General features: G+C 73.5%; 22 protein-coding genes and 2 pseudogenes. 7 read left to right on the forward strand and 17 right to left on the reverse strand.

All coding sequences use genetic code 11. The annotated features are described in order from the left end of the window. Positions 1-27: 27 nt before the first annotated feature. The 3 genes from OG455_RS07455 to OG455_RS07465 all read right to left on the reverse strand — a co-directional run bounded on the left by OG455_RS07455 (position 28) and on the right by OG455_RS07465 (position 1,120). On the reverse strand, positions 28-249 hold the full coding sequence (locus tag OG455_RS07455) for a hypothetical protein (protein ID WP_266291473.1): 222 nt from the start codon (positions 247-249) through the stop codon (positions 28-30). Positions 250-306: 57 nt separating this feature from the next. Further along, positions 307-729, reverse strand: coding sequence for a YjbQ family protein (locus tag OG455_RS07460; RefSeq protein ID WP_266291474.1), 423 nt, complete (start codon positions 727-729; stop codon positions 307-309). A gap of 124 nt (positions 730-853) precedes the next feature. Then, the gene (locus tag OG455_RS07465) at positions 854-1,120 is read right to left on the reverse strand and encodes a hypothetical protein (protein WP_266291475.1); all 267 of its coding nucleotides are present in this window, start codon (positions 1,118-1,120) and stop codon (positions 854-856) included. Between the two features lie 691 nt (positions 1,121-1,811). Here OG455_RS07465 and OG455_RS07470 point away from each other — a divergent pair. Then, positions 1,812-2,879, forward strand: a complete 1,068-nt coding sequence (locus OG455_RS07470) for a glycosyltransferase family 2 protein (protein ID WP_266291476.1) — start codon at positions 1,812-1,814, stop codon at positions 2,877-2,879. A 145-nt stretch (positions 2,880-3,024) separates the two neighbouring features. Continuing rightward, positions 3,025-3,693 carry a 1-acyl-sn-glycerol-3-phosphate acyltransferase gene (locus OG455_RS07475; RefSeq protein ID WP_266291477.1) on the forward strand — a complete coding sequence of 223 codons (669 nt, stop codon included), beginning with the start codon at positions 3,025-3,027 and terminating at the stop codon, positions 3,691-3,693. Here the strand turns inward: OG455_RS07475 and OG455_RS07480 are convergent. The 7 genes from OG455_RS07480 to OG455_RS07510 form a co-directional block, all read right to left on the reverse strand. Then, positions 3,666-5,558 carry an ABC transporter ATP-binding protein gene (locus tag OG455_RS07480; protein ID WP_266291478.1) on the reverse strand — a complete coding sequence of 631 codons (1,893 nt, stop codon included), beginning with the start codon at positions 5,556-5,558 and terminating at the stop codon, positions 3,666-3,668. The genes OG455_RS07475 and OG455_RS07480 overlap by 28 nt on opposite strands. Before the next feature lie 154 nt (positions 5,559-5,712). After that, positions 5,713-6,486: an SDR family oxidoreductase gene (locus tag OG455_RS07485; protein ID WP_266291479.1), complete on the reverse strand. Its 774-nt coding sequence runs from the start codon at positions 6,484-6,486 to the stop codon at positions 5,713-5,715. A gap of 111 nt (positions 6,487-6,597) precedes the next feature. Beyond that, the gene (locus tag OG455_RS07490; RefSeq protein WP_266291480.1) at positions 6,598-7,647 is read right to left on the reverse strand and encodes a glycosyltransferase family 2 protein; all 1,050 of its coding nucleotides are present in this window, start codon (positions 7,645-7,647) and stop codon (positions 6,598-6,600) included. A 109-nt stretch (positions 7,648-7,756) separates the two neighbouring features. After that, on the reverse strand, positions 7,757-9,967 hold the full coding sequence (locus OG455_RS07495) for an MMPL family transporter (RefSeq protein ID WP_266291481.1): 2,211 nt from the start codon (positions 9,965-9,967) through the stop codon (positions 7,757-7,759). Between the two features lie 141 nt (positions 9,968-10,108). After that, a complete protein-coding gene (locus OG455_RS07500) occupies positions 10,109-10,999 on the reverse strand; it encodes an SDR family oxidoreductase (RefSeq protein WP_266291482.1) in 891 nt (296 codons plus the stop codon). Beyond that, entirely contained in the window at positions 10,996-11,901 is a 906-nt protein-coding gene (locus OG455_RS07505; RefSeq protein WP_266300688.1) for an alpha/beta fold hydrolase, read from the reverse strand. Before OG455_RS07505 ends, OG455_RS07500 begins: the two co-directional genes overlap by 4 nt. A gap of 68 nt (positions 11,902-11,969) precedes the next feature. Further along, positions 11,970-13,517 (reverse strand): NAD(P)/FAD-dependent oxidoreductase, encoded by a 1,548-nt coding sequence (locus OG455_RS07510; protein WP_266291483.1) that lies wholly within the window; start codon positions 13,515-13,517, stop codon positions 11,970-11,972. 153 nt (positions 13,518-13,670) lie between these two features. Between OG455_RS07510 and OG455_RS07515 the strand changes: the two genes are divergently transcribed. Both OG455_RS07515 and OG455_RS07520 read left to right on the forward strand, forming a co-directional pair. Next, positions 13,671-14,501 carry a MerR family transcriptional regulator gene (locus OG455_RS07515; RefSeq protein ID WP_323185437.1) on the forward strand — a complete coding sequence of 277 codons (831 nt, stop codon included), beginning with the start codon at positions 13,671-13,673 and terminating at the stop codon, positions 14,499-14,501. A gap of 133 nt (positions 14,502-14,634) precedes the next feature. Further along, on the forward strand, positions 14,635-15,894 hold the full coding sequence (locus tag OG455_RS07520; protein WP_266291484.1) for an MFS transporter: 1,260 nt from the start codon (positions 14,635-14,637) through the stop codon (positions 15,892-15,894). Here OG455_RS07520 and OG455_RS07525 read toward each other — a convergent pair. Both OG455_RS07525 and OG455_RS07530 read right to left on the reverse strand, forming a co-directional pair. Continuing rightward, positions 15,858-16,055 (reverse strand): hypothetical protein, encoded by a 198-nt coding sequence (locus OG455_RS07525; RefSeq protein ID WP_266291485.1) that lies wholly within the window; start codon positions 16,053-16,055, stop codon positions 15,858-15,860. The two genes, OG455_RS07520 and OG455_RS07525, sit on opposite strands and share 37 nt — an antisense overlap. 163 nt (positions 16,056-16,218) lie before the next feature. After that, positions 16,219-16,761, reverse strand: a pseudogene (locus tag OG455_RS07530) (NmrA family NAD(P)-binding protein); the annotation flags it as partial. A 68-nt stretch (positions 16,762-16,829) separates the two neighbouring features. Here OG455_RS07530 and OG455_RS07535 point away from each other — a divergent pair. Further along, positions 16,830-17,300, forward strand: a complete 471-nt coding sequence (locus OG455_RS07535; protein ID WP_266291486.1) for a MarR family winged helix-turn-helix transcriptional regulator — start codon at positions 16,830-16,832, stop codon at positions 17,298-17,300. Between the two features lie 113 nt (positions 17,301-17,413). Next, positions 17,414-18,226: an inositol monophosphatase family protein gene (locus OG455_RS07540; RefSeq protein WP_266300690.1), complete on the forward strand. Its 813-nt coding sequence runs from the start codon at positions 17,414-17,416 to the stop codon at positions 18,224-18,226. A 113-nt stretch (positions 18,227-18,339) separates the two neighbouring features. Here the strand turns inward: OG455_RS07540 and OG455_RS07545 are convergent, their stop codons facing one another. The 4 genes from OG455_RS07545 to OG455_RS07560 all read right to left on the reverse strand — a co-directional run bounded on the left by OG455_RS07545 (position 18,340) and on the right by OG455_RS07560 (position 24,213). After that, positions 18,340-19,551, reverse strand: coding sequence for a cytochrome P450 (locus OG455_RS07545; protein WP_266291487.1), 1,212 nt, complete (start codon positions 19,549-19,551; stop codon positions 18,340-18,342). 49 nt (positions 19,552-19,600) lie between these two features. Continuing rightward, positions 19,601-20,341 (reverse strand): tRNA-dependent cyclodipeptide synthase, encoded by a 741-nt coding sequence (locus tag OG455_RS07550; protein ID WP_266291488.1) that lies wholly within the window; start codon positions 20,339-20,341, stop codon positions 19,601-19,603. 843 nt (positions 20,342-21,184) lie between these two features. Continuing rightward, positions 21,185-22,825: a pyridoxal-dependent decarboxylase gene (locus OG455_RS07555; protein ID WP_323185438.1), complete on the reverse strand. Its 1,641-nt coding sequence runs from the start codon at positions 22,823-22,825 to the stop codon at positions 21,185-21,187. Then, positions 22,822-24,213, reverse strand: a complete 1,392-nt coding sequence (locus tag OG455_RS07560) for a diaminobutyrate--2-oxoglutarate transaminase family protein (RefSeq protein ID WP_266291489.1) — start codon at positions 24,211-24,213, stop codon at positions 22,822-22,824. Before OG455_RS07560 ends, OG455_RS07555 begins: the two co-directional genes overlap by 4 nt. Before the next feature lie 160 nt (positions 24,214-24,373). Here OG455_RS07560 and OG455_RS07565 point away from each other — a divergent pair. Continuing rightward, positions 24,374-24,643, forward strand: a pseudogene (locus OG455_RS07565) (SAM-dependent methyltransferase); the annotation flags it as partial. 35 nt (positions 24,644-24,678) lie between these two features. Here OG455_RS07565 and OG455_RS07570 read toward each other — a convergent pair. Further along, the gene (locus tag OG455_RS07570) at positions 24,679-25,374 is read right to left on the reverse strand and encodes an HAD family hydrolase (protein WP_266291490.1); all 696 of its coding nucleotides are present in this window, start codon (positions 25,372-25,374) and stop codon (positions 24,679-24,681) included. Between the last annotated feature and the right edge of the window lie 30 nt (positions 25,375-25,404).

Genomic DNA, 25,404 nt, shown 5'->3' on the forward strand with positions numbered 1-25,404 from the left:
CGGGCCACCGGGGTCGGCCGCCGCCGGTCAGCCGGAGCAGGCGCCCCGCTGGGCCTGCTGCCAGGCGCAGCGGGGGCACTGGGTGCTGCCCGGGGTGCCCACCGGGTGCTCGGTGGTCTCGCCGCACAGCACGCAGTCGGCCCGGGGGCCGGCCGCGGGGCCGGCGGGGGCGAGGGCGGTCAGAGTGGTATCGGCCGCGGCGGGGGCGGCGCAGTACGGGGCGCTGGCGTCATCGGTCACGCCGTCCATCATCCGGCACCGGCGCTCACCGGTCAGTACACCTGGCCCGGGAAGAGGTCAGTACACCTAGCCCAGGAAGGAGAGCCGGACCGTGCGGCTGGGGTTGTCGCCGTTGGTGTCGATCAGCACCACCGACTGCCAGACGCCGAGGGCCAGTCGGCCGCCGATCACCGGCAGCGTGGCGTGCGGGGCGACCAGGCCCGGCAGCACGTGGTCGCGGCCGTGGCCCGGGCTGCCGTGGCGGTGGCGCCAGCGGTTGTCCGCGGGCAGCAGGTCGCGCAGCACCGCGAGCAGGTCGTCATCACTGCCGGCGCCGGTCTCCAGCACGGCGACCCCGGCCGTGGCGTGCGGGACGAAGACGTTGAGCAGCCCGTCCCGGTCGGCCGCCACCTGCGCGAGGAACTCCGCGCAGCGCTCGGTGATGTCCAGGGCGACCTCGTGGTCGCCGGTGGTGATCTCGAAGGTCCGGGTCTGGAAAGTGTCGGCCATGGCGCCATCCTCCGTCGCAGGCCCGGCGCACGACAAGCTCACCCGCCGCGCGACCGGCAGGGCCGTGCGGCGGGTGAGGCAGGACGCGGCGAGTACCTGGGCTCGGGGCCTCGGAGGAGAAGCCCTAGCCCCGGCTGCCGAAGAGGCTGCGCTTGAGCCGCCGCAGCGGGGCGAGCAGCAGCACCCGGGTGGTGCGGCGCAGCGTGGCATGGGGGCTCACGCCACGGGGCGTCAGCTCCCTTATCAGGCCGAGCGCCTCCACGGTGTCGACCACCGGGACGGCGGGCGCGCCGAGTACGGACAGGTGGTGTTCGATCCGCCGACCGGTCGCGCCCACGCCGCACTGAATGGCCGGTACGCGGGGCCTGTTCCGCACTTGCATGTGTTCCATGAGATTCCCACCCCTACGAGGCGCCAGGGCCGTGAGGCGAAGACTATCCGTGAGGGACGGTCCTCACGCAACCGTCCTGGTGTTCTGCCACCGTATCGTGTGATGACAACTCACGTGGCATCAGGGACACCTGGCACGGTCACGACTGGGCATCGATAAGGGCGAAACCGCCCGAACCCGCCCGATTCCGCATCACTGACGAAGCATCAGACCCACAGTGCGTCAGATCGATCGCGCCGCTCCGGTCACGCTACCGGGTCGCGCCGAGCGGTCACACCCCCGGGGCCGACCGCACCGCTCCCGCGGGCCCGGACGGAGTCGATCGGCGCCACCGGTCGGCTTTCGGAAACTGAATGCTCATGGGGGATTGACGCGCTGGTTACGTGCAAGCAGTATCAGTTCCGAGTGAACCGGATCACAGTCCGCCCACTCCAGGTTTCGACAGGTTCGGCAGGTTTCGACCACTGAACACACTGTTGAGGGCTTCCACCATCTCCTGAGTCCACTGTCCGGCCGCCCCGACGTCGCGGCGGCCCGGCTTCAGGCGGTGGAGGATCGGCGGCCGGCCGCCGAGGGTCGGCCAGGCCGCCAACGGCCGCCGGTGTCGCCGCTCCCCGGCGCGGCACCGGCGCCCACCATCCCGCGCCCCTCCCACGCGGGGCATCGGGAGCAGCTGGATAGAGTGGCCGCCGTGCCTCCCCTCCTCAGCATCATCCTTCCCGTCCACGGCGTGGAGCAGTTCCTGCCGCGCTGCCTGGACTCGATCCTGGCCGGTCAGGAGAGTGAGGACGTCGAGGTGATCGCGGTCGACGACCGCTCCCCCGACGGCTGCGGCGCGATCCTGGACGACTACGCCGCGCGCGACAAGCGCCTGCGGGTGCTGCACCTGAGCGAGAACCAGGGCCTGGGCGGCGCCAGGATCGCCGCGCTGCCCGAGGCGCACGGCAGCTACCTCTGGTGCGTGGACAGCGACGACTGGCTCCCCGAGGGCGCACTGGACGCCGTCCTGGCCGAACTGCGCGCCGAACGCGACGCCGAGCGGGCGGGCGAGCGGGCGGGCGAGCCACCGCTCGACATCCTGCTCACCGGCTTCACCCACGTCTACCCGGACGGGAGCACCGAGCCCAACCCCTGGCGCCACCTGCTGGCGGGCTCCCCACTGGAGCGCCCGGCGGGCTGCACCCTGCGCGAGCACCCGGCCCTGCTGCGCACCGTGCTGTCGGTCTGGAACAAGGTCTTCCGCCGGGAGTTCCTGGACGGCCTCCAGGTCTCCTTCGGCCGCGGCTTCTACGAGGACCTCTCGGTCACCTACCCGGCGCTGCTGGCCGCCCGCCGCCTGCGCTACCTGGACCGCTCCTGCTACAACTACCGGCGCGGCCGCCCCGGCGCGATCACCGCCACGGCCTCCCCCAAGCACGCCGACGTCTTCGCCCAGTACGACGCGGTCTTCGCCTTCCTCGACCGCCACCCGGACCTGGCGGACCAGCGCACCCTGGTCTTCGACCGGACCCTCAAGCAGGCGCTGACCGTCTACGACTCGCCCGGACTGGTCCCGGCCGAGCTGAGCCGGGACTTCTTCCACCGGATCGCCGCCCACTTCGCCGCGCACCGCCCGCCCGGCTACCACTACCCGGGCGGCGTGCAGGGCGTGCGCTACCGGCTCGCCGCCCGCGACGCGCGCCTGGGCTACGACGAACTGCGCCGGGCCGGCCGACTGCCGCGCGCGCTCAAGGCGAGCCTGCGGCGGGGCCGCGGCTGACCGCGCCGCACATGGTGACGCCGCTCACCCTGCCGCCTCCCACGGTCGAGCCGATGGTATGAAAGATCACTCCAGGAAGAGTGTCTCCGAAGAGAGTCCGTCGGCACCGGGACGGTCGACGACCGGGTGCCCGGGGAGGGTTCGCATGATCAAGATCATCACCAAGCTCGTGCTCAAACCGATCGCGAAGGCGCTCTACCGGCCCACCATCGAGGGCCTGGAGAACGTGCCGCGCAAGGGCGGGGTGATCCTGGCCAGCAACCACCTGTCCTTCATCGACAGCGTGGTGATCCCGCTGACCGCCCCCAGGCCGATCAGCTTCCTGGCGAAGGCCGACTACTTCACCGGCACCGGCTTCAAGGGCCGGCTCTCCCGCTCGTTCTTCCAGGCGATCGACGCCGTCCCGGTGCAGCGCGGGGAGGTCCACCTGGCCCAGGCCGCGCTGAACGCCGCGCTGGAGATCCTGGAGGAGAAGAAGGCCTTCGGCATCTACCCCGAGGGCACCCGCTCGCTGGACGGGCGCCTGTACCGGGGCAAGACGGGTGTCGCCTGGCTGGCGCTGACCGCCGGCGTCCCGGTGGTGCCGGTGGCGCTGAGCGGCACCGAGGAGATCCTGCCGGTGGGCAGGCGGCGCCCCCGGCTGCGCAAGGTGACGGTCCGCTTCGGCGAGCCGCTGGACTTCTCCGAGCTGCACGGCCAGGCCCGCTCGGCCAAGGTCCGCCGCCAGGTGACCGACCAGGTGATGGCCGCGATCCACGAGCTGTCCGGCCAGGAGCTCGCCGAGGTCTACAACGACATCCCGAAGGCCGCCTGAGCTCCGGCCGCCACCGAATCAGGCGACGTCGGAACAGGCGACGCCGAACCGGCGGCCACCGGATCGGGCAGCGGGGCCTCGCGGCGCAGCAGCGCGGCGTACCGGCCGCCGAGCTCCAGCAGCTCCTGGTGGGCCCCCAGCTCCACCACCCGGCCGGCGTCCAGCACCGCGATCTGGTCGGCCTGGCGGACGGTGGAGAGGCGGTGCGCGATGGTGATCGTGGTGCGACCCACCGCGAGGGCGTCGATGGCCTGCTGCACGGCCAGCTCGGTCTGGTTGTCCAGCGCGCTGGTCGCCTCGTCCAGAATCAGCACCGGCGGGTTGCGCAGGATGGTGCGGGCGATGGCCAGGCGCTGCTTCTCGCCACCGGAGAAGCGGTAGCCGCGCTCGCCGACAAGGGTGTCGTAGCCGTCGGGCAGGCCGGCGATGTGGTCGTGGATCTGGGCCGCCCTGGCCGCCTCGACCAGCTCGGCATCGGTGGCGTCCGGCTTGGCGAAGCGCAGGTTCTCGGCGACCGAGGCGTGGAACAGGTAGGTCTCCTGGGAGACCACGCCGACCGCCGAGGCCAGGGTGTCGAAGGCCAGCTCGCGCACGTCCACCCCGTCGATGGTGACCCGGCCGCCGGTGACGTCGTAGAGCCGGGGCACCAGGTAGCTGAGCGAGGTCTTGCCGGAACCGGTCTCGCCGACCAGGGCCAGCGAGGTGCCGGCCGGGACGTCGAGGTCGATGCCGGCCAGGGTGCCGGCCGGCCGCTGTGGGTCGTAGCCGAAGTCGACCCGCTCGAAGCGGACCTCGCCGCGCACGGCGGGCAGGTGCACGGCGTCGGCGGGCTCGGCGATCTCCACCGGCAGGTCCAGGTACTCGAAGATCCGCTGGAAGAGCGCCAGCGAGGTCTGCACGTCCACGCCGGTGGAGAGCAGCTGCACGGCGGGGCGGAAGAGCGCCTGCTGCAGCGTGACGAAGGCGACCAGGGTGCCGACCGAGACGATCGGCGCGCCGCCGCCGGCGGTCAGGCCGGCCGCCCAGTAGATGACGGCCGGCATCGCGGCCATCACGATCTGGATCACGTTCATCCGCCAGCGCCCGGCCATGCTGGAGCGCACCTCCAGCTCCGCGAGCTCGTCGCTCTGCTCGGTGAACTCGCGCGAGAGCGAGTCGGAGCGGCCCATGGTGCGGCCCAGCAGGATGCCGCTGACCGAGAGCGACTCCTGGACGGCCGAGGAGAGTCGGGCCAGCTGCTTCTGCCGCTCGGTGGTGATCTTGCGGCGCTCGCGGCCGACCCGGCGGCTGATCCAGACGAAGGCCGGCAGGAGGAGCAGCGAGACCACGGTCAGCCGCCAGTCCAGCGCCAGCATCGCGACCACGGTGGCCACGACGCTGGTCAGGTTGGAGACCAGCGAGGTGGCGGTGGAGGTCACGGTGGACTGCATGCCGCCGATGTCGTTGGCGATCCGGGACTGCACCTCGCCGGTGCGGGTCCGGGTGAAGAAGGCCAGCGACATCCGCTGCAGGTGGGCGTAGACACCGGTCCGCAGGTCGTGCATGACCCGCTGGCCCACGGTGGTGGAGATCAGCGTCTGCAGCACGTTGAAGACGCTGTTCACCACGGCGGCCGCGATCATGCCGAGGGCGAGCAGGCTGAGCAGGCCGGTGCGGCCCTGCGGGATGGCCACGTCCAGCACCGCGCGCAGCAGGAACGGGGTGGTCACCGAGACCACCGCGGAGGCCCCGACCAGCAGCCCGACCACCGCCAGCCGCCCCCGGTAGGGGCGGAACAGCCCCAGGATCCGGCGCAGCTGCGCGGGTGGCCGCGGCTCGTCCGGGTCGCGGGCGGGCGGCGTCCAGTTGATGGTCTCGGGCCTCATGGGACCTCCAGGTGGCAGGCGGGCGGTGGGCGTCGGCAGCCAACTCATCGGCCAGCATAGAGAGGATAGCTCATTATTAGCTGTCCTAATAATGAGCTAGCCCCGCCCCTTATTCCGAACCCCCCGCGGTCCGAACCTCGCGGCCCGAACCCCGTCAGCCCGTCCGGTATGTCCGGGCGGCCTTCGAGGAGAAGCCGCCCAGCCCGCCGGCCGGCAGCAGTCGGGCGAGGGCCACCACCATTTTGTACCGCTTGCTCGGCACCGACAGGCTCCGGCCGCGGGCCAGGTCGCGCAGCGCCTCGTCGACCACGCGGTCGGCGGAGAGCCAGGCCCAGCGGGGGATGTTCCCGGTGCCCATCTCGGCCCGCTGGTGGAACTCGGTGCGGGTGAAGCCCGGGCAGAGCGCCAGCAGCCGCACCCCGCTGCCGGTCAGGTCGCGGGCCACGCCCAGGGTGAAGCTGACCATCCAGGCCTTGCTCGCCCCGTAGGTGCCGCGCGGCACGAAGGCACCCACCGAGGCCACGTTCACCACGCCGCCGAAGCCGCGCTCGCGCATCCCGGGCACGGCCGCGCCGGTCAGCCGCAGCACCGCTTCGATGTGCACCTTGACCATGTCCAGCTCCTGCTCCAGCGGGACGTCCAGGTAGGCGCCCTTGTTGCCGAAGCCGGCGTTGTTGACCAGGATCCCGACCGGCCGCTCGGCCTGCCGCAGCCGCTCCTCGACCGCGCCGATCCCGGCCTCGGTGGCCAGGTCGGCGGCGAGCACCTCGGTGTGCACGCCGAAGCGCTCGGCCAGCTGCCCGGCGGCCGCGGTCAGCCGCTCGGTGTCGCGGGCGACCAGCACCAGGTCATGGCCGTCCTCGGCCAGGCGGCGGGCGAAGGCGGCACCGATACCGGCGGTCGCGCCGGTGATGAGAGCAGTTGTCATGGCGCGACCGTAGCGGGTCACGCCACTGACGGGGAATCAGGTCCCCCAGGGCAGGGCCGGACTCGCGGGGCGTCAGCCCTCGGCGTCAGCCCTCGGCGTCAGCCCTCGGCCTCAGCCCTTGGCGGCGGCGGCCCGCTGCCGCAGCTGGCGCATCCGGCGCCGGTAGAGGCGGTGGAACCGCTGCAGCGCGACGAACTCCTCCATCCGGTCCGCCAGCGTCAGCTGGTACTTGACCCGCAGCGGGGCGCGCAGGTCGCGGATCCGCCCGGTGCCGATCTCCCGCAGCAGTCGGCTGACGTGCTCCTGATAGGTGGCGCGGTAGGCCTTGTCACCGTCCGGCACCCACCAGAAGAACATCGGGATCTCCTCGACCAGGCAGTTGTGGTCGTAGGAGCGCAGGTTCTCGGCGAACCGCGACTCGGGGCGCCCGGCCAGCCACTCGCGGACCAGCTCCATCGAGCGGACCCGGTCGATCAGGCCGCGCGGATTGGTGCGCCCCTGGGTGATCGAGGGGTCGTCGAGCTCGCGCTCGCGCCAGTGGTAGATGTGGTCGGAGAGCACGTCCACCGCCGCTGCCAGGTAGTGGTGCGGCACGCTGACCGGGGCGTCCTCGTAGAGGATGCCCTCGGGGTAGCGGATCCCGGCGCCGTCGAAGAACTCGCGCCGGTAGACCTTGTTCCACGCGGTGCGGTCGGTGACCAGCGCCGGGAGCTCGGTCACGTGCGTCTTCAACCGGGTCTGCCGGAACGGCTTCACGTGCGCGCCGGACTGGTAGGTGCCGGTGGAGCGGAAGCGCAGCACGTTGCCGGCCGCGAAGTCGGAGCCGGTCCGCTCCAGCGTCTCGATCATCAGCCGGTAGGCGCCCGGCGGCACGAAGTCGTCGCTGTCCACGAACGCCAGGTACTCGGTGCCCTCGGTCAGGTTCCGCCAGCCGGTGTTGCGGGCCGCCCCCAGGCCCTTGTTCGGCTGCCGGACCAGGCGGAAGCGCGGATCCACCGCGGTGTACGACTCGGCGATCTCGGCGCTGCGGTCGGTCGAGCCGTCGTCGACCAGGACGCACTCGAAGTCCTCGAAGGTCTGCGCGGCGATCGAGTCGAGGCACTCCTTCAGGTAGCGCTCGACGTTGTAGATCGGGACGACGACGGAGAGGCGGGGGGCCATCGGCTGCGCGGGCCTTTCGACGAGCGGGGGCGTGCGATCGGCCGCCGACCGGCCGGCAGTGCGAGCCGCGGAAGTGACCGGTCGGCGGTGGCGATGGCCGATCCTACCGCTAGGGCCTCTCCCCGGGCGGCGTCGGCCGGGGGCCTCGTTCGCGGGACAGCTGGTACTCCAGCTTCTCGCCCTCGATGTCGGGGTTGGGGACGTACCGGGAGAACCACTGCGGGTGGTACCAGACCTTGCCGCGGACGATCGCCAGCACCGCCGGCACCAGCGTCAGCCGGACGACGAAGGCGTCGAGGAAGACGCCCGCCGCGAAGCTGAAGCCGATGGCCTTGATGGTCGGGTCCTTGCTGAACATGAACGCCACGAAGATGGAGAACATGATCAACGCGGCGGCGGTCACCACCCGCGCCGACAGGCCGGTGCCGCGTTCGACCGCGCCCCGGGCGTCACCGGTCTTCGTGTAGTCCTCCTTGATCCGGGAGACGACGAAGACCTCGTAGTCGCTGGAGAGGCCGAAGATGATGGCGAGCATGATGATCGGCAGGAAGCTGATCGTCTCGGCCTTGGTGATCCCGAAGATCCACTGGCCCCAGCCCCACTGGAACAGGGCGACCGTCAGGCCGAAGGCGGCCGAGACCGACAGCAGGAACCCGATGATCGACTTGATCGGCACCAGGATCGTCCGGAACGCGAACGTCAGCAGGAGGAACGCCAGCCCGACCACGACCGCCAGGAACACCGGCAGCGCGGCGGACAGCTTGGCGGAGACGTCGATGTTCGAGGCCGTGACGCCGCCGATCAGGACCGTCGCGCCACTGCTTCCCGCGATCAGGGCCCGGTTGTCGCGCAGCTTGTGCACCAGGTCCGCGGTGGCCGGGTCGCTCGGGCCGGTCGTCGGCACGACGCGGATCACCGTGAGGCCGTTGGTCAGCGCCAGTTGGGTGGTCGCGGCGACGCCGGGGATCCTGCTCAGCTCGGCCGCCATGGCCTGCGCCTGCTGGGGCGAGGTGACGCCGTCCGCGACGACCTGGAGCGGGCCGCTGAATCCCGGGCCGAAGGCCGCGGTCGTCAGGTCGTACGCCCGGCGCGAGGTGTCGGAGGTCGGCTTGGAGGAGCCACTGGGCAGGCCCAGCTGCACGTCCAGGGCCGGCACCGCGAGCAGCAGGAGCAGGGCCACGCCGCCGATCAGGGTGGGGACGCGGTAGCGGACGACGAAACGGGCCCAGCCGGCGCCGAAGGTCCGCTGGGGCGCGGTGGCCGCCGTCATCGCGACGTCCTCGTGGTGTCCCGGGCGGAGCCGGGTGCTGATGAAGTTCGTGACCTTCACCCCCGCGAACCCGAGCATGGCGGGGAGCAGGGTGAGCGAGATCAGCAGCGCGATGGCCACCGCGGCGGCCGCGGCCAGACCCATGACGGTCAGGAAGGGGATGCCGACGACGGACAGGCCGCACAGCGCGATGATCACGGTCAGTCCGGCGAACACCACCGAGCTGCCCGCGGTGCCGGCGGCCAGGCTGACCGACTCCGCCACCGGGCGGCCCTGCATCAGGTTGTTGCGGTGCCGGGAGAGGATGAACAGGCCGTAGTCGATGCCGCAGGACAGCCCCAACATCAGGGCGACGGTCGTCGAGGCCGAGGCGATGGTGATCACCGAGGCGAGCGCGGTGACACCGGTCAAGGTGATGGCCACACCGATCACAGCGGTGAGGATCGGCAGTCCGGCGGCCACGAACGCGCCGAAGGTGATCAGCAGGATGACGAACGCGATGATCAGGCCGATGATCTCCGGGAGCTCCGAGGGCACGAGTCGCCAGCCGGGGTAGACGCTGCCGGAGTACTCGACCTGGACGCCCGCCGCCCGCGCCGGGGCGACGGCGGCCTGCACCGCGTCCAGCGTGGCGTCCTTCACGTCCGCGGGCTGCGCGGTGAACTGCACCTGGCCGAGCGCGACCTGACCGTTCGGGGAGATCGCGTTCGCCCGGAACGGGTTCGTCACCGAGGCCACCTGCGGCACCCGGCCCAGCTCGGCGGTCGCGGCCTCGATCCCGGCCCGCGGCCCCGGGTCGGTGACCTTGACCGTCCCGTGCGTGGCGAAGACGACCTGCATCTGACCACCCGCCAGGGCCGGCAGCTTCGCCTTGAGCAGGTCGGCGGCCCGCTGCGACTCGGTGCCGGGGATGGTGAAGTTGTCGTTCGTCTTACCGCCGCTCGCCACGGAGCCCACGATCGTGGCGACCGCGGCGATGAGCCACAGGCTCAGCACCAGACGACGGCGTCGGAACGCCCACTGGGCCAGGCGGTACAAGTAGGTCGACACGCGCTCACCGTCACACGCCGCGCCCCCGGGCTGCCCGCCGGGCTGAGCCGTCCGGGACGCGGCCCGGACGGCTGGGCCGTCCTCGACGGGGAGGCCGGGCCGCTCCGGCCGATCTCGTCGGAGGGATCGGCCGGACAGGACCTACGCCCGGCTGCCCCGGGACGCCTCGTCGGCGGCCCCGCCCGCGCCGACCGGGCGCAGCCGAGCGGCGGCCGTGGCGGCCAGCCGGGGCGCCATCCGGGCCACCTCGCGCGAGCCGACGGCGGCGACCAGCGGCGGCAGGAGCCAGCGCACCGGCTGCATGCCGCGCAGCCAGGCCTGGGCGTAGACGTGCGCGGAGCGGCGGGCGATCCCGGCCACCAGGCGGTCCACCGCCGGGCCGATCGGATAGGTCCGGTTGGCCGGCCAGGGCAGCTTGGCCCGCATCTCGCGCATCAGCTCGTCCTGGTCAGCGCCGCGCACCATGTCGGTGTCGGTCCAGCTGAGGTATCCGACGCCGACCTTGACGCCCTGGTAGGCGACCTCGGCGCGCAGCGCGTGCGCGAAGGCCTCGACGCCGGCCTTGCTGGCGCAGTACGCGCTCATCAGCGGCGCGGGGGTGATCGCGGCCAGCGAGGCGATCTGCAGCAGGTAGCCCCGGGTCTCGGTGAGCGCGGGCAGGAAGGCCCGGGCGGTGGTGACGCTGCCGAGCAGGTTGACCTCGATCACCCGGTTGTAGGCCACCGGGTCGCTGTCCAGAAGCGGGCCGCCGATCGCGATGCCGGCGTTGGCCACCACGGTGTCGATCCGGCCGTAGTGCTCCTTGATCCGCTGGGCCACGGCGCTCAGCGCGACCAGGTCGGTGACGTCGGCCTCCCAGGAGGTGGCCTCCGGGCCGCACAGCTCGGCAGCGCTCTTCAGCTCGGCCGGCTCCAGGCCGACCAGGGCCACCCGGGCCCCGCGGTCGGCCAACTTGCGGGCCATCAGGGCGCCCAGGCCACGGGCGGCGCCGGTGACGACGACGACCTGGGCGTGCAGCGGCGGCGTACTCATGCGGCATCCGTCCTCTCGCTGGTCAGGTGGGTGGTGACGAGGCGGCGCAGCTCCGCGGCGACCTCGTCGGGGCGCTCGACGGGGGCCATGTGGCCCACGCCGGGCAGTTCGGTCAGGCCGTCCGGTCGGCGCAGCGCGGCGCGCATGGCGCGGGCGTGCACCGGCGGGGTGAGCTTGTCGCGGTCGCCGACCATGATCGCGGTGGGGGCCTCGATCATGGTCAGGCCGGGGCGGACGTCGAGTTCCCCGAGCACCCCGGCCCAGCGGGCGCGCACCGGCGTGGGGCAGGCGTGCACGATCGCCGCGCAGGCGGCCACCTGGTCGGCGGGGGTGGCCGGGCCCATCGTGCCGTACTTCAGCAGCGCCTTGGAGAGGCCGGTGACCGGGCCCAGCGGCAGCGGGGACTGCAGGATCCGCCGGTGCAGCGCTCGCCGCAGGGCCGGTGCGCGCAGGGCCGGCGGGACGACGAGCAGTTGGTTCGTCAGGTCGTTCGGGCCGGTGCTGCAGAGCAGCACGGCCGCCGTCCGGGCGGCCACCGCGCCGCGCCCGCCGGCCGCCATGATGGTCATCCCGCCCATGCTGTGCCCCGCCAGCACGGCCTTCTCCCCTGCCGGCACCAGCCGCGTGACCACCGCCTCCAGGTCGTCGGCCAGCGCCCGGGTGGAGTAGCCCTGCCGGGTGGCGGGGATGTCGCTGCGGCCGTGGCCGCGCTGGTCGTAGGCGATCACCCGGTGGTCGGCGGCCAGCCGGTCGACCACCCGGGCCCAGAAGGCGGTGCTGCAGGTCCAGCCGTGCGCCAGCACCACCAGCGGGGCGCCGGCGGGGCCGAAGGCCTCGACGTTCAGCCAGCTGCCGTCGGCGGAGCGGACCCGCAGCCGCTCGGCGGGCTCGGGCAGCACCAGGTCGGAGGTCGCGCGGTCCGTGGTCTCGCGGTCGGAGGTCACGCGGTCCGTGGTCTCGCGGTCGGAGGTCACGCGTGCACCTCCGCGGGGTGTGCGGCGGCCTGGGCCCCGCGCTTTATCAGGTCGTACTCGGCCAGGTCGATCCGGCGGGTGGCACGGCGGAAGCCGCTGGTGGAGCCGGGCCAGAGCGTGGTGTTCTTGCCGTCCTCGGTCAGGTACCAACTGCGGCAGCCGCCGGTGGTCCAGACGGTGCGGGACATCCTGTGCTGCAGGCGCTGGTTCCAGTGCCGCTGGGCCCGCTCGGTGGGCTGCATCGCGGTGGCGCCGAGCGAGCTCAGCGTGGTCAGCGCGTCGACCAGGTAGTTCAGTTGGGACTCGATCATAAGGATCATCGAGCTGTTGCCGAGCCCGGTGTTGGGGCCGATCACGAAGAAGAGGTTGGGGAAGCCGCGCACCGTGGAGCCGCGCAGCGCCTCCATGCCGTCCTTCCACTCCTCGGCCAGGCTCTGCCCCTGGTCGCCGAAGACCTTGGCGCCGATCGGCATGTCGGTGACGTGGAAGCCGGTGCCGAAGATGATCACATCGGCCTCGTGCTCGCTGCCGTCGGCCGCCACCAGCGTGGAGCCGCGCACCTCGCGCAGCCCGGCGGCGACCACCTCGCTGTTCGGCGCGGCCAGCGCCGGGTAGTACGTCTGGCTGAGCAGGATCCGCTTGCAGCCGATCCGGTAGTCGGGGGTGAGCCTGGCCCGCAGCGCGGGGTCGCGGACCTGCTGGGCCAGGTGCCGCTCGGCCAGCTTCTGCACCAGCCGCAGCGCGCCGGGGCGGCGCACGAAGGCGTCCACCTGGAGTTCGCGGACCGCGAAGAGCGCCGCCCGGCGCAGCGCGGTGGTGGCCGGCAGCGCCCGGTGCACCTTCTTCTCCAGCGCGCTGATCTCGCGGTCGATCTTCGGCAGCACCCAGGCGGGGGTGCGCTGGAAGACCGTCAGCCGGCCCACCTTGGGCTGGATCGAGGGCACGATCTGGATCGCCGAGGCACCGGTGCCGACCACCGCGACCCGCTTGCCGGTCAGGTCGAAGTCGTGGTCCCAGCGCGAGGAGTGGAAGACCTGCCCGGGGAAGTCGGCCAGGCCCGGCAGGTCGGGGACGGCCGGGTCGGAGAGCGGGCCGGTGGCGGAGACCAGCGCGTCGGCGGTCCACCGGCCGCCCGTGGTGGTGACCCGCCAGCGGGTGTGCTCGGCCTCCCAGCGGGCCTCGGTGACCTCGTGGTTCAGCCGCAGGTGCGGGCGCAGGCCGTAGGTGTCGGTGACCCGCTCCAGGTAGGCGCGGATCTCCTGCTGCCCGGAGAAGCTGCGCGGCCAGTCGGGGTTGAGCGCGAAGGAGAAGGAGTAGAGGTGCGAGGGGACGTCGCAGGCGCAGCCCGGGTAGCTGTTGTCACGCCAGGTGCCGCCCACCGAGTCGGCCCGCTCCAGGATCACGAAGTCGGTGATGCCGGCCCGGCGCAGCCGCACGCCGGCGCCGATCCCGCCGAAGCCGGAGCCGATCACGGCGACCCGCACGTGCGGGACGCTCTCAGGGGGCTGCGGCCGGGTGCGTTGCGCGGAGCTGCTGGCTGCCATGCGGTGGGTCCTCTCTGGGGGGCGCCTAAGCGTACGAGGAGGCCAATTGCGCCAGTGATTACTGGCACGATTGGCAGGGTAGCTGTTGACAGCGCGTCTAGGAAGGAGTCCCGCAAGGCCGATTTTCCGCACCCGCCGCCCTATGCTGACGGCGTGGCGGAGATCGGGAGCGTGGAGATCGGCAGCGGGCAGATCGGCGCCGGGGAGATCGGCAGCGGGCAGATCGGCGGCGACGAGTTCGGCGGCGAAGCGGCGCAGTCGCGCGAGTACCGGGTGGCGGAGCTCGCGCAGGCCGCCGGCATCACCACTCGCACCCTGCGCTTCTACCGCGAGCGCAAGCTGCTGCCACCGCCGCGCAAGGAGGGCCGGATCGCCTGGTACGGCCAGGCGCACCTGGCCCGGCTGCGGGTGATCGCCGAACTCCTGGAGCGCGGCCACACCCTGGGCGGCATCGCCGAGCTGATCGGCGCCGGTGAGCGCGGCCGCGACGTGGCCGAGCTGATCGGCCTGGAGGACGCGATCATCTCCCCCTGGTCCGACGAGACCCCGGTCTCGCTGAGCTGGGACGAGTTGCGCGAGGCCTTCGGCGACCAGCTGACCGAGGCCAACACCGCCGAGTCGCTGGCCCAGGGCTACATCACCCTCTCGGCGGACGGCATCACCCACGTCAGCCGCCGCCTGATGGACGCCACCGTCGCGCTGACCGACGAGGGCATCCCGCTGGCCGCCGTGCTGGACGCCAGCCGCAAGGCGCAGGAGTACGCGGACGCGATGGCCGAGGTCTTCGTCGGCCTGATCCGCGATCAGCTGCTCGGCGCCCTGGCCTGCGAGCACCCGCTGCCGCCCGGCGAGGCCGCCCACCTGACCGAGCAGCTCACCCGGATCCGCCCGCTGGCCCGCACCGTGGCGGACGCCCAGTTCGGCCTGGCCCTGGACCGCCGGGTGCACGCCGACTACGACGAGCTGCTGCGCCGACGCCGTTAGCCCTGGATGATCGCACAATTACCCTCCGTGCACGGGTGATCATACGGTCGAGACCACCCGCTGGTGGATCACCGTGGGGCCGACGACGGGGAGGCGGGCGCCCCGGGCCGGCCCGGCTTGGGGTTCGAGGCGCATGAGTGCCGTGGGGAAGTTCCGCACCGCCGTGGATCTGACGGGCAGCCAGGTGCTCGCCTGGTCCTTCCTGGGGCGACTGCCAGCCGCGATGGGCCCGATCGGCACGCTGCTGATGGTCACTCAGCAGACCGGCAGCGTCTGGCGCGGCTCGGCCGTCACCGGCGCACTGGCGCTGGGCCAGGCCATCGGCGGACCGCTGGTCGGGCGGGCCGCCGACCGGCGCGGGCAGCGGCGGGTGGGGCTGCTCGCGGCCGGGGTGAACACCGCGGCCCTGCTCGCGCTGGTGGCCGCCTCGCAGGGCGGGGCCGCGCTCGGCTGGCAACTGTCGGCCGCGGCACTGGCGGGACTCTCGATCCCGGCGGTCGGCCCGCTCTCCCGCAGCCGCTGGCTCCGACTGGCCCAGGGGCGGCCCGGGCCGACCGGCGCGGCGCTCTGGCTGGACGGCCTGATCGACGAGGTCAGCTTCACCGGCGGCCCGGCGGTGGTCGGGGTGCTCGCCACCCTGCTCGCGCCGGCCGCCGGGCTGCTGCTGGCGGCCGCGCTGGTCGGGCTCTGCGCCACGCTCTTCGCGCTGCACCCGACCGCGGCCCCGGGGGCAGCCCCGACCGCGGCCCAGGCCGCAGCTCCGGGGGCGGCGCCCGGGGCCGCGCGGCACGCCCGCGCCACCGGCCGGCTGCTCACCGCGCCCTACGGGCTGCTGCTGGCCGGGATGGCACTGCTCGGGGCGGTCTTCGGCTCGATCCAGGTCGGGGTCACCGCGAGCACCGGGCAGTTGGGGCACCCCGGCGCGGCCGGACTGGTCTACGGGCTGATGGGCGGGGCGAGCGCCTGCTCGGGAGTGGCGATGGCGGCGCTGCCCGCCCGCTTCGACCTGCCCGCCCGGCTGCGGGCCGGCACCGTGCTGCTGCTCGCCGCCGCCCTGCTGCTGCCGCCGCTCGGGCACACGCTGGGCGGGCTGGCGCTGGCGGTGGGCTGCGTGGGGCTGGCGGTCGCGCCGCAGATGATCACCATGTTCGGCCTGGTCGAGCGGACCGTGCCGGGCGAGCGGCTGGGCGAGGCGATGGCCGGGCTGGTCAGCAGCATCACCCTCGCCCAGGCGGCGGGCACGGCGGCGGCCGGCTGGGCGGCCGCCACGGGTGGTCCCGGCGCACCGTTCCTGGTCAGCTGCGCCGCGGCGGCGGCCGCACTGCTGCTCGCGGCGGCCACCGCGACGGAGCGGCGCTACCGGCGCACCGAAGTCATGCTGTCGGCGGCCTGAGGCCCGGCGAGGTCCCAGGAGCGCTCGGCCGCCCAGCGCTCCATGGTGTGCCAGCCGACCTCCGGGTGCTCGCGGCGCAGTCCCTCGACGTCCACATCGAGGCCGACCTGCTGGAAGTGGCGGAACATCGCGGCCAGGTCCGGCGAGCGGCCCTCGACCACCTCCAGCGGGACCTCCCGGAAGGCGATCTCGCACCCGGCGGCGGCACTGATCGCCGCCGCGAGCTGGACCGGCGTGCGCCACTGGGAGGCGATGTCGATCTCGGCCGGCGAAGCGGTCCGGCCGGGTGAGGGCCAGGGCCGCGAAGGCGCCGATGTCGGCCGCCGCGATGACCGGCAGCGGGGCGTCGGCCGGCATCGGCAGGGCGAGCACGCCCTCGCGCAGCGAGCGCAGCGTCCAACCGTTCGCGTAGTTCTCCATGAACGCGCCCGGGCCCAGGATCGTGTGGGTCAGGTCGAGGGTCGCCAGGTGCCGCTCGATCAGGTACTTGCTCTCGAAGTGCGGGATGCCGGTGCGCCGGTCGGCGTTGGCCGCGGAGGTGAAGACCACGTGCCCGACGCTGCCCGCGGCCACCGCCGCGTCCAGCACCGCGATGCCCTGGCGGGTCTCGGTGGCGAAGCCCGCGCTGAACGGCGTCGACATGGCGAAGAGCGCGCAGGCCCCGGTGAAGGCGGCGCGCAGCGAGTCGGGGTCCGCGAAGTCGGCCCGGACGACGTCCGCACCGAGCTCCCGCAGCTCGGCGGCGGCGGGCGAGGCGACCTCGCGGGTCAGCGCCCGGACCGGGACACCCGTACGGAGCAGGGCGCGGACGGCGGCGCCGCCCTGGGCACCGGTGGCACCGGTGACGGCATAGAATTCCTGTGTCATGCAGCAAACGTAAGTCGAATATCTGCGTGACGCAAACAATTATCATCGCCCGCCGAGGAGAGCCCGCCATGACCCGTGACGACCTGCTGGCCGAGCTGCGCGCCGAGTCCCGGCGCTACATGGCCTCGTACGTGCTCTTCAACCAGGCCGTCGCCGACCACCTCGGCCTGCACCCCACCGATGTGCAGTGCCTCAACCTGCTCTCGCTGGAGCCCGGCGCGGTCACCACCGGGCAGATCGCCGAGCTGACCGGGCTGACCAGCGGCTCGGCCACCCGCCTGGTCGACCGGCTGGAGAAGGCCGGCTACGTCTCCCGCGCCCGGGACACCCAGGACCGGCGCCGGGTGCTGGTCCAGCTGGTCCCGGCGGCGATGGTGGGCTTCGGCGACCTGTGGCGCGAGCTGAGCCAGGAGTGGGACGCACTCTTCGCCGACGACGACGCGGGCGAGTTGGAGGTGCTGATCCGCCACATGCGCCGGACCACCGAGTTGGGCCGCCATCAGGTCGTCCGCCTGGCGGAGCGCCCGCGGCCGGCCTGACCGGCACCGGCGGCCGCCTGCCCCGCACGGCGTCCAGCCGGTGGTCGGCGCGCGTCGCGGCGGATCAAGCGTGCGAGAGTGGTAGCCGAGCGAAGGGAGCGCGCGGCGTGCTCATGGAGAAGGTGGCCGAGATCCTCGCCGAGGCGTCGGCGGAGGTCGTGGAGCCGCGGTTTCGCGCGCTGGCGGCCGGCGAGGTGATGGAGAAGGCCCCCGGCGACGTGGTGACCATCGCGGACCGGGAAGCCGAGGTGATCATCTCCCGGCGGCTGCGCGAGCTGCTGCCCGTCCCGGTGGTGGGCGAGGAGGCGGTGGCCGCCGATCCGGCGCTGGCCCGCGCGCTGCACAACGAGCCCGCCTGCTGGCTGGTCGACCCCGTCGACGGAACTGCCAACTTCGTCGCCGGCCGGCCCGACTTCGCCGTGATGGCCTCGCTGATCCGGGACGGGCAGGCGGTCGCGGCCTGGATCTGGCAGCCGATGACCCGCACCGCCTACAGCGCGGAGCTGGGCGCGGGCGCCTGGCGCGACGGCCGGCGGCTGACCCGCGCCCCCGCCGACCCCGATCCGGCCCGCTGGCGCGGCTTCGCCAAGCACTACCTGCGCCGCGGCCGGTTCCCCGGCCTCAGCGCCCACCCCTCCGCCTTCGGCGCGCTGACGGAGGGTCGGCGCGCCGCCGGCATGGAGTACCCGCAGATCGCCGACGGCGAGCTGGAGTTCCTGGTCTACTGGCGCACCCTGCCCTGGGACCACGCCCCCGGCTCGCTGCTGGTGCGCGAGACCGGCGGCGTCTCGGCCCGACTGGACGGCTCCCCCTACCGCGCCGACCCGCCCGGCGGCGAGGACGGCCTGCTGGTCGCCTGCGACCAGCAGACCTGGGAGCGGACGCGCGCGATCCTGCTCGGCGGCACCGACTGGGACCGCGGCTAGCGCCTGCCCACCCCTGCTCAGCCGCTCAACCGCTCAACCGCTCAACCGCTCAACCGCTCAACCGCTCAGCCACTCAGCCGCTCAACCGCTCAACCGCTCAACCGCTCAGCCACTCACCAGAGCACCGGCAGGCGCTCCGGCAGGCGCTTGATGAAGCCGGGGCGCCAGGCCAGCTGCTCCACCGGCAGGGCCGGCCGCAGTGCGGGCAGCCGCTCCACCAGGGCGGTCAGCGCGATCTCCGCGTGGGTGCGGCCGAGCGCGGAGGCCGGGCAGAAGTGCTGCCCGGCACCGAAGGCCAGGTGCGGGTTGCTCTCCCGGTCGAAGTCGATCCGCCGCGGGTCGGGGAAGACCGCCGGGTCGTAGTTGGCGCCCTCGATCAGCACCAGCACCAGCTCGCCGGCCTTGACCTGCACCTCGCCGACCCGGACGTCCGCCAGGGCGATCCGGGGCAGCGCGTCGCCGATCGAGAGGTTGTAGCGCAGCAGTTCGTCGACCGCGCGGCCGATCACGGCCGGCTCGGCGCGCAGCCGGTCGGCCAGCTCGGGTTGCCCGGCCAGCGCGATGATCGCGTGCTGCAGGAAGGCCGAGGTGCTGACCGCCCCCGCGCCGAAGAGCGACAGCGCCACGGTGGCCAGCAGTTCGTCGCTCACCTGGTCCGAGACGTCCGGCGAGTGCCGCAGCTCGGCGAACCGGCCGAGCAGGCCCTCCTTGGGTGCCGGGTCGGCGTTCAGGTGCCCGACCATGTAGTCGAGGTCCTTGTACCAGTTGGGGGTCGAGCCTTCGAAGCGCCGCGGGCTGGTGATGAAGGCGACGTCGATCCCGGACATCAGCCGCCGCCAGTCGTCGGTGGGGATCCCGAGCAGCCGGCAGTGCAGCGCCGCCGAGTACGGCTCGGTGAAGCCGTCGCGCAGGTCGGCGGGCGGCCCCTGGACGATCAGCGCGTCCAGCAGCTGGTGCGCCTGGGCCTCCAGCCAATTGCCCAACTCCTTGTCGGCGCGCGGCGAAAGGGTCTTCATCACCGCGTTGCGCAGTCCCGCGCTGTTGATGTTGCCCATGTTGTCGACCACCTCCGGCGGAATGGTCAGCGCGTACTGGCGCGGCACTCCGGGGTTGGCGGTGTCCTTGAGACTGAACCGCTCGTCCTCCAGGACCTGCTTGGCCAGCTGGTAGCTGCTGACCAGCCAGGCCTCGTCGCCGGTCATGGTCCGCACCCGGGCCACTGGTTGCTCCGCGCGCAGTCGCTCGGCCTCCTCCGGGAGCACGTCACCGCGCCGGGAGAGCGGGAAGGTCGGCAGGTCGGCCGGGGCCGGTGTGCTGGTGGTCATGGACATACTTCTCCTCGGGTGGAATTGACGATTGGTCAGCCGGGTCGGCTCAGGCAGCGAGCGTCTCGGAAGCCTCGGCGACCCCGGGAGCCTCGGCGACCCCGGCGGCCTGGGCCGGCCGGACCACCGCGTAGCCCTGCGCGGGAGCCGCCCGCAGGCCTTCGCAGCGGCCGAACAGCACTGGGGTGAGCGGGAGTTCGATGTGGTGGCAGGAGATCGAGCTGGCCCGGCCGAGCAGCGCCGGCGTGTCCAGGAAGAACGGCAGCTCGGCGCAGATGTAGCGCAGCCCGGCGGCCAACTGCCCGGCTTCGGCGGCCACTCCGGCCGGCAGTCGCCCCGCCAGGAAGGAACGGGCCATGCCCTCGGCGGCCTCCCGGAAGACCTGGTCCTCGCGCAGCGCCGCCTCGACCTCGGCGCGCAGCCGCTGGTAGACCGGCTCGACCAGGAACTCGGAGAGCGCGTGCACCCCGACCCGCGCCGGACCGGCCTGCTCGACCCCGCGCTCGATCCGCCGGGCGGTCGTCTTGATCTCCTTGGCTGCCCGGCGTCCGGCGTGCTCGGGGGTGTGACCGAACGCCTCGAACTGGGCGTCGACGTGCAGATCGGCGTAGACGACATCCACCGCGTCGAAGAACTCCCGTCCCCAGTCGATGAGTTCGGCTATGCGACGGGCGCTGAAGTAGCTGTTGCCGGGGCTGACTCCGATCAGCAGGTGGTCGCCGAGCCCCCACACCTGGCGGCAGCGGTCGGAAAAGGGCAGTGCCTGGTACGGGCTGGGCTTGGTACTCATGAGCGAGTCGCTCATTACGCGGCCTCCGCGTGGCATGGCTGGATTCACCGGTCGGGTGAGGTCACAGCGAGTCAGGGGAACAGGTCACGATCCAGGGGAAATGCGCCCGACCGACCGGGGAACGGGCGGGCACGCGGCCGTTCACCGGCGCGCACGATGACGCACATCCGACCCGTCGTGCGCGGCACCGAGCGGCCGCGCGCGACTATTGACGTGCGTTCATCGAAATGTGACGCTGAATTCACGCCCGGCGGCACTCGGCAACTGCGCGGCCGTGCCTCGCGGTGCGGTGCGGTGCCCGCCGGACGAAAGGGCGTGGTTCAGCTGGCGCGGGGGGCCGCGCCTAACACTGGCCGGACAGGGCCTGGGACCGGTCGGTCCGACAGCGGCGGCACCGGGACCAGCGGTGTGCCGTCGGGGGTGGACACCACGGGCGCCGGGGCCGTCGCCGGCCGCACCCGATCGCTACGACATGCCGCAGCCACCGCGAAACCGCGGTTGCGCATGACGGGTCCCCCTTGTGCCGCTAGTCCCTGAGAGCCGTGTGCTCCCGGTGTGGCGGCGACTACTAGACGTTATCGCCGCCGGTCCGCTGCTTCGCAACCATTGCCCGCCGGTTGGCGAAAAGATGCGCAAGGCATGGCCTGAAACGGTCGCTTTCCGCACCCCCGGCGCAACCCTCCCACTCTTTTCCCAGGAGTTTCAGAAACCAGTCCGGATGCTCCGGGAAAGGGCTTTTCCGGATTCCTCACCGAGCGTCACGGTAATGTGCCTTCCTCCAATTCACGGCCGATTCCCGCGGCCTTCGCTGTGCGGTGCTCCGCTTTGCCGCGGGCCGGCCCGCTACTCCTGACCGCGCGCGGCGGCGACGACCAGGTCCAGCAGCCGGGCCAGCTCGGCCTCGGTGGTATGCGGATTGAGCAGGGTGAGCTTCAGCCGGACCAGACCCCCCGTCACTCCCGGTACCGGAGCGAGCAGTTCGGTCCGGCCCAGGACCGCCCGACCGCTCGCCAGCAGCCGGCGGCGCAGTTCGGCGTTGAAGGCGTCGACGGCCACCGGGTCGGCCCGCTCGGCCGGATCACTCGGCAGGCAGCGGAAGAGGACCGTGGTCAGCAGCGGCTCGGCGAAGAGCTCCAGTTGCGGACGGGCCCGGATCAACTCGGCCGCCGTGCGGGCCAGCTCGTGGCAGCGGTCGACCAGGCGGCCCAGGCCCGCGCGGCCCAGGGTGCGCAGCGTGACCGCGATCGAGAAGGCATCGGCCCTGCGGGTGGTACGCAGCGAGCGGCCGAGCAGGCTCGGGTAGCCGGCCGCCTCGTCGTCGGCCGGGTTGAGATAGGCGACCCGGCGGTCCAGCGGGGCGTAGCTCTCGGCGCGCCGGACCAGGAAGATCCCGGCCGCCACCGGCTGCCAGCCCAGCTTGTGCCAGTCCAGCGAGAGCGAGTCGGCCCGCTCCAGGCCGGCCAGCAGCGGGGCCAGCCGGTCGGAGAGCAGTGCGCCACCGCCGTAGGCCGCGTCCACGTGCAGCCAGGCGCCGTAGTCGGCGGCCAGGTCGGCGCAGCGGTGCAGCGGGTCGATCGCGCCGGTGTCGGTGGTGCCCGCGGTGGCCACCACCGCGAGCGGGAGCTCGCCGGCGCGCTGGGCCGCGGCCAGCGCGGCGGCCAGCGCCACCGGGTCCATCCGCTGGTCGCGGTCGACCTCGACGGGGACCACCGCGCGTTCGCCGAGGCCGAGCACCGCGGCGGCGCGCTGGATCGAGAAGTGCGCGGCCCGGGAGGCGAAGATCCGCGGCCGCTGCGCGAGGTCGACGCCGTCCAGTTCGACCTGCCCGGAGAGCAGTTGGCCGCGGGCCAGCAGCAGGCCGAGCAGGTTGGACTCGGTGCCGCCGGAGGTGAGCACCCCCGCCGCCCGCTCGGGCCGGTAGCCGACCAGGGCGGCCAGTTCGGCCAGCAGCTCGGTCTCCAGCACGGTGGCGGCCGGCGCCTGGTCCCAGGAGTCCTGCGAGGGGTTGAGCGCGCTGACCGCCAGGTCGGCGGCGACCGCGACGGCCAGCGGCGGGCAGTGCAGGTGGGCGGCGCAAGCGGGGTCGGCCGGGTCGGCGGCGCCGTGCGCGAGCAGTTCGGTGAGCGCGGTCAGCGCGGCGATGTCGGTCGGCGGCGCCGCGGCCGGCACCGGGGCGGCGGCCGACACCGGGGCGGCGGCCGGCACCAGGGCGGCGGCCGGGGCGCCGAAGGCCTGGGCCACCTGCTCGGCCAGCTCCTTCGGGCTGCCCGCCGCCACCGGGCCGCCGCGCCGCGCCGCGCCGACCGCCAGCGCGTCCAGCACCGCGATCAGCAGCGGACGCAGCGCGGCCGGTCCGTCCACCCCGCCCGCCAGCGGGGGCAAGGGGTACTCGTGCGGGGCGTGCCCGTGCGGGGCGTGCTCGTGCGAGGGCTGCTCGTGCGAGGGCTGCTGGGCGGGCGACCGACCGCCCTGGTCCGCCGTCACGCCGCGTCCCCGACCGCGTCCCCGACCGCTGCCGTGATCGCCTCGGCGAGCCGCTCCAGCACCGCGTCCGCCTGCTCGTCGGTGATGGTGAGCGGCGGCAGCAGGCGCAGTACCGCGTCGTGCCGACCACCGAGTTCGACGATCAGCCCGCGCGCCAGAGCGGCCTCGCGGACCCGCACCGCGAGCGCCGGGTCGGCGGGACGGGCCCCGCAGGAGTCCGCCTCGGCCGCCGGGTCGACCAGTTCGACGCCGAGCATCAGCCCGCGCCCGCGCACGTCTCCGATGACCGGCAGCCGCCCCTTGAGCGCCGTCAGTTCGGTGCGCAGCCACTCCCCGACCCGTGCGGCCCGCTCCGCCAGGCCGTGCTCGGCCACGTGGCGCAGCGTCGCCGCCCCCGCCGCCATGGCCAGCGTGTTGCCACGGAAGGTGCCGGTGTGCGCGCCGGGCCGCCAGCCGTCGTACTGCTCCTGGTAGACCACCACGGCCAGCGGCAGGCTGCCGCCGATCGCCTTGGAGAGCACCATCGCGTCCGGCACGATCCCGCTGTGCTCGACCGCCCACATCGCACCGGTCCGCCCGACCCCGGTCTGCACCTCGTCCAGGATCAGCGGGATGCCGCGCTCCGCGGTGATCCGGCGCATCTCGCGCAGCCAGCCGTCGGGCGCGGGCACCGCGCCGCCCTCCCCCTGCACCGCCTCCACGATCATCGCGGCGGGCCGCACCACGCCGCCGGAGGGGTCGTCGAGCAGCCGCTCGGTGTAGACCGCGGCCAGCCGCTCGGCCGCCGGGCCGCCGATCCCGAACGGGCAGCGATAGGCGTAGGGGTAGGGCAGCCGGGTGACCTCGCCGCCGCTGGGCAGCGGTTCCTTCACCGCGACGTTGCCGCTCACCGCGAGCGCGCCCGCCGTCATGCCGTGGTAGCCGCCGGTGAAGGCGAGGGCGCCGCGCCGACCGGTGGCGGTCTGCATCAGCTTGAGCGCGGCCTCCACCGCGTCGGTGCCGGCCGGGCCGCAGAAGTGCACGCGGGCGCGGGCGGCGAACTCGGCGGGCAGGCTCTCCAGCAGCGCGGTGGTGAAGTCGTCCTTCTCGGCGGTGGCCAGGTCGAGCAGGTGCAGCGGGGCCCCGCCGTCCAGGGTGCGGCGGATCGCGGCCAGCACCACCGGGTGATTGTGGCCGAGCGCGAGGGTGCCCGCGCCGGAGAGGCAGTCGAGGTAGCGGCGGCCGTCCGCGCCCTCCACCGTCATGCCGCTGGCGCGCACCGGCACGATCGGGAAGGAGCGGGCATAGGTGCGGGCGGCGGATTCGCGGCCCCGCTGGCGACGCAGGATCGCCTCGCCGGCGGGTGCGGTCGGCGCGGCGGGCGCGGTGGATTCGGCGGTGGTGGTCACGAGGGAACTCCCGCAAGGCTAGCCAAATTTAGGTTAGGCTAACCTTAGTTCAGGATTCATCGGCTCCCTGCCGGACTGTCAACGACACGCCCACCCCCGAGGTCACGGGTAGCCTGCGTGGTTGGACGACCACCGCGCCGAACTCGCCCGCACCCGAGACCTCTTCGCGGCCGGCCTGATCGCCCACCTGCCCGAGCCCGCCGCCAACCTGGCCGAACTGGCCCGGGTCACCCGCCCCGGCGGGCGGCTCGCCCTCTTCCACCCGGTCGGACGGGCCGCCCTGGCCGCCCGCCACGGGCGGCGGCTCACCCCCGACGACCTACGGGCCGAGCCCAACCTCCGCCCGCTGCTAACGGCTTCGGGATGGCGGCTGAGCGGCTACGCGGACCAGGACGACCGCTTCCTGGCACTGGCCGTGCGCGCCGGCTGATCGGCGAACACCGGCTCACCGAGCAGGTCGGCGGCTCAGCCGCCCAGCAGGTCGAGCAGCGGGCCCAGGGCCGCCGGGCGCTGGTCGACCGGCAGGGCGTCGACCAGGTGCAGCGGGCAGCCGAGCGCCGCCGCACCGCCGTCGGCGCGGCGGTCGTCGCCGACCATCAGCACCTCACCGGGAGCCAGGCCGAGCCGGTCGCAGGCGGCCTGGAAGATCGCACGGTCCGGCTTCTGCGCCCCGAACTCGAAGGAGAGCACGTAGTCGTCGACCAGCCCGTCCAGCCTGTGCTCGCGGAAGACCGGGCGCAGATCCCAGCCGATGTTGCTCACCACCACGACCGGCACCCCGCGCCGGCGCAGCTCGTGCAGCGTCGGCTCGGCGTCGGGGTACGGCCGCCAGGCCCGCGGGGTCATGTGGCGGTCGTAGAGCGCGTCGGCCAGGTCCGCCATCGGCGCACCGGCCGCCCGGACCAGGCCCGCGTACGCGGCGCGGTGCTGGGCGGGGCTCAGGTCCCGCTTCTCCCAGGCCTCGGCCAGCTCCTGGGGTATCGCGTCCGGCGCGGGGCCGCCCGGCAGGGCGCCGTGGGCCGTCAGACGCCGCGCGCCCTCGGCCAACTCCTCGGCGGTCAGCGTGAGACCGGCCGCCGCGGCCACCGCGCCCCACCACTGCTCGGCGGTCTCGATCCGGAAGAGGGTGCTGGAGAAGTCGAACATGATTCCTTTGATCATGAACCGATCCTGACACACGGCCTCCTGGCG

The organism is Kitasatospora sp. NBC_01287 (assembly GCF_026340565.1).
Taxonomy (GTDB): Bacteria; Actinomycetota; Actinomycetes; order Streptomycetales; family Streptomycetaceae; genus Kitasatospora.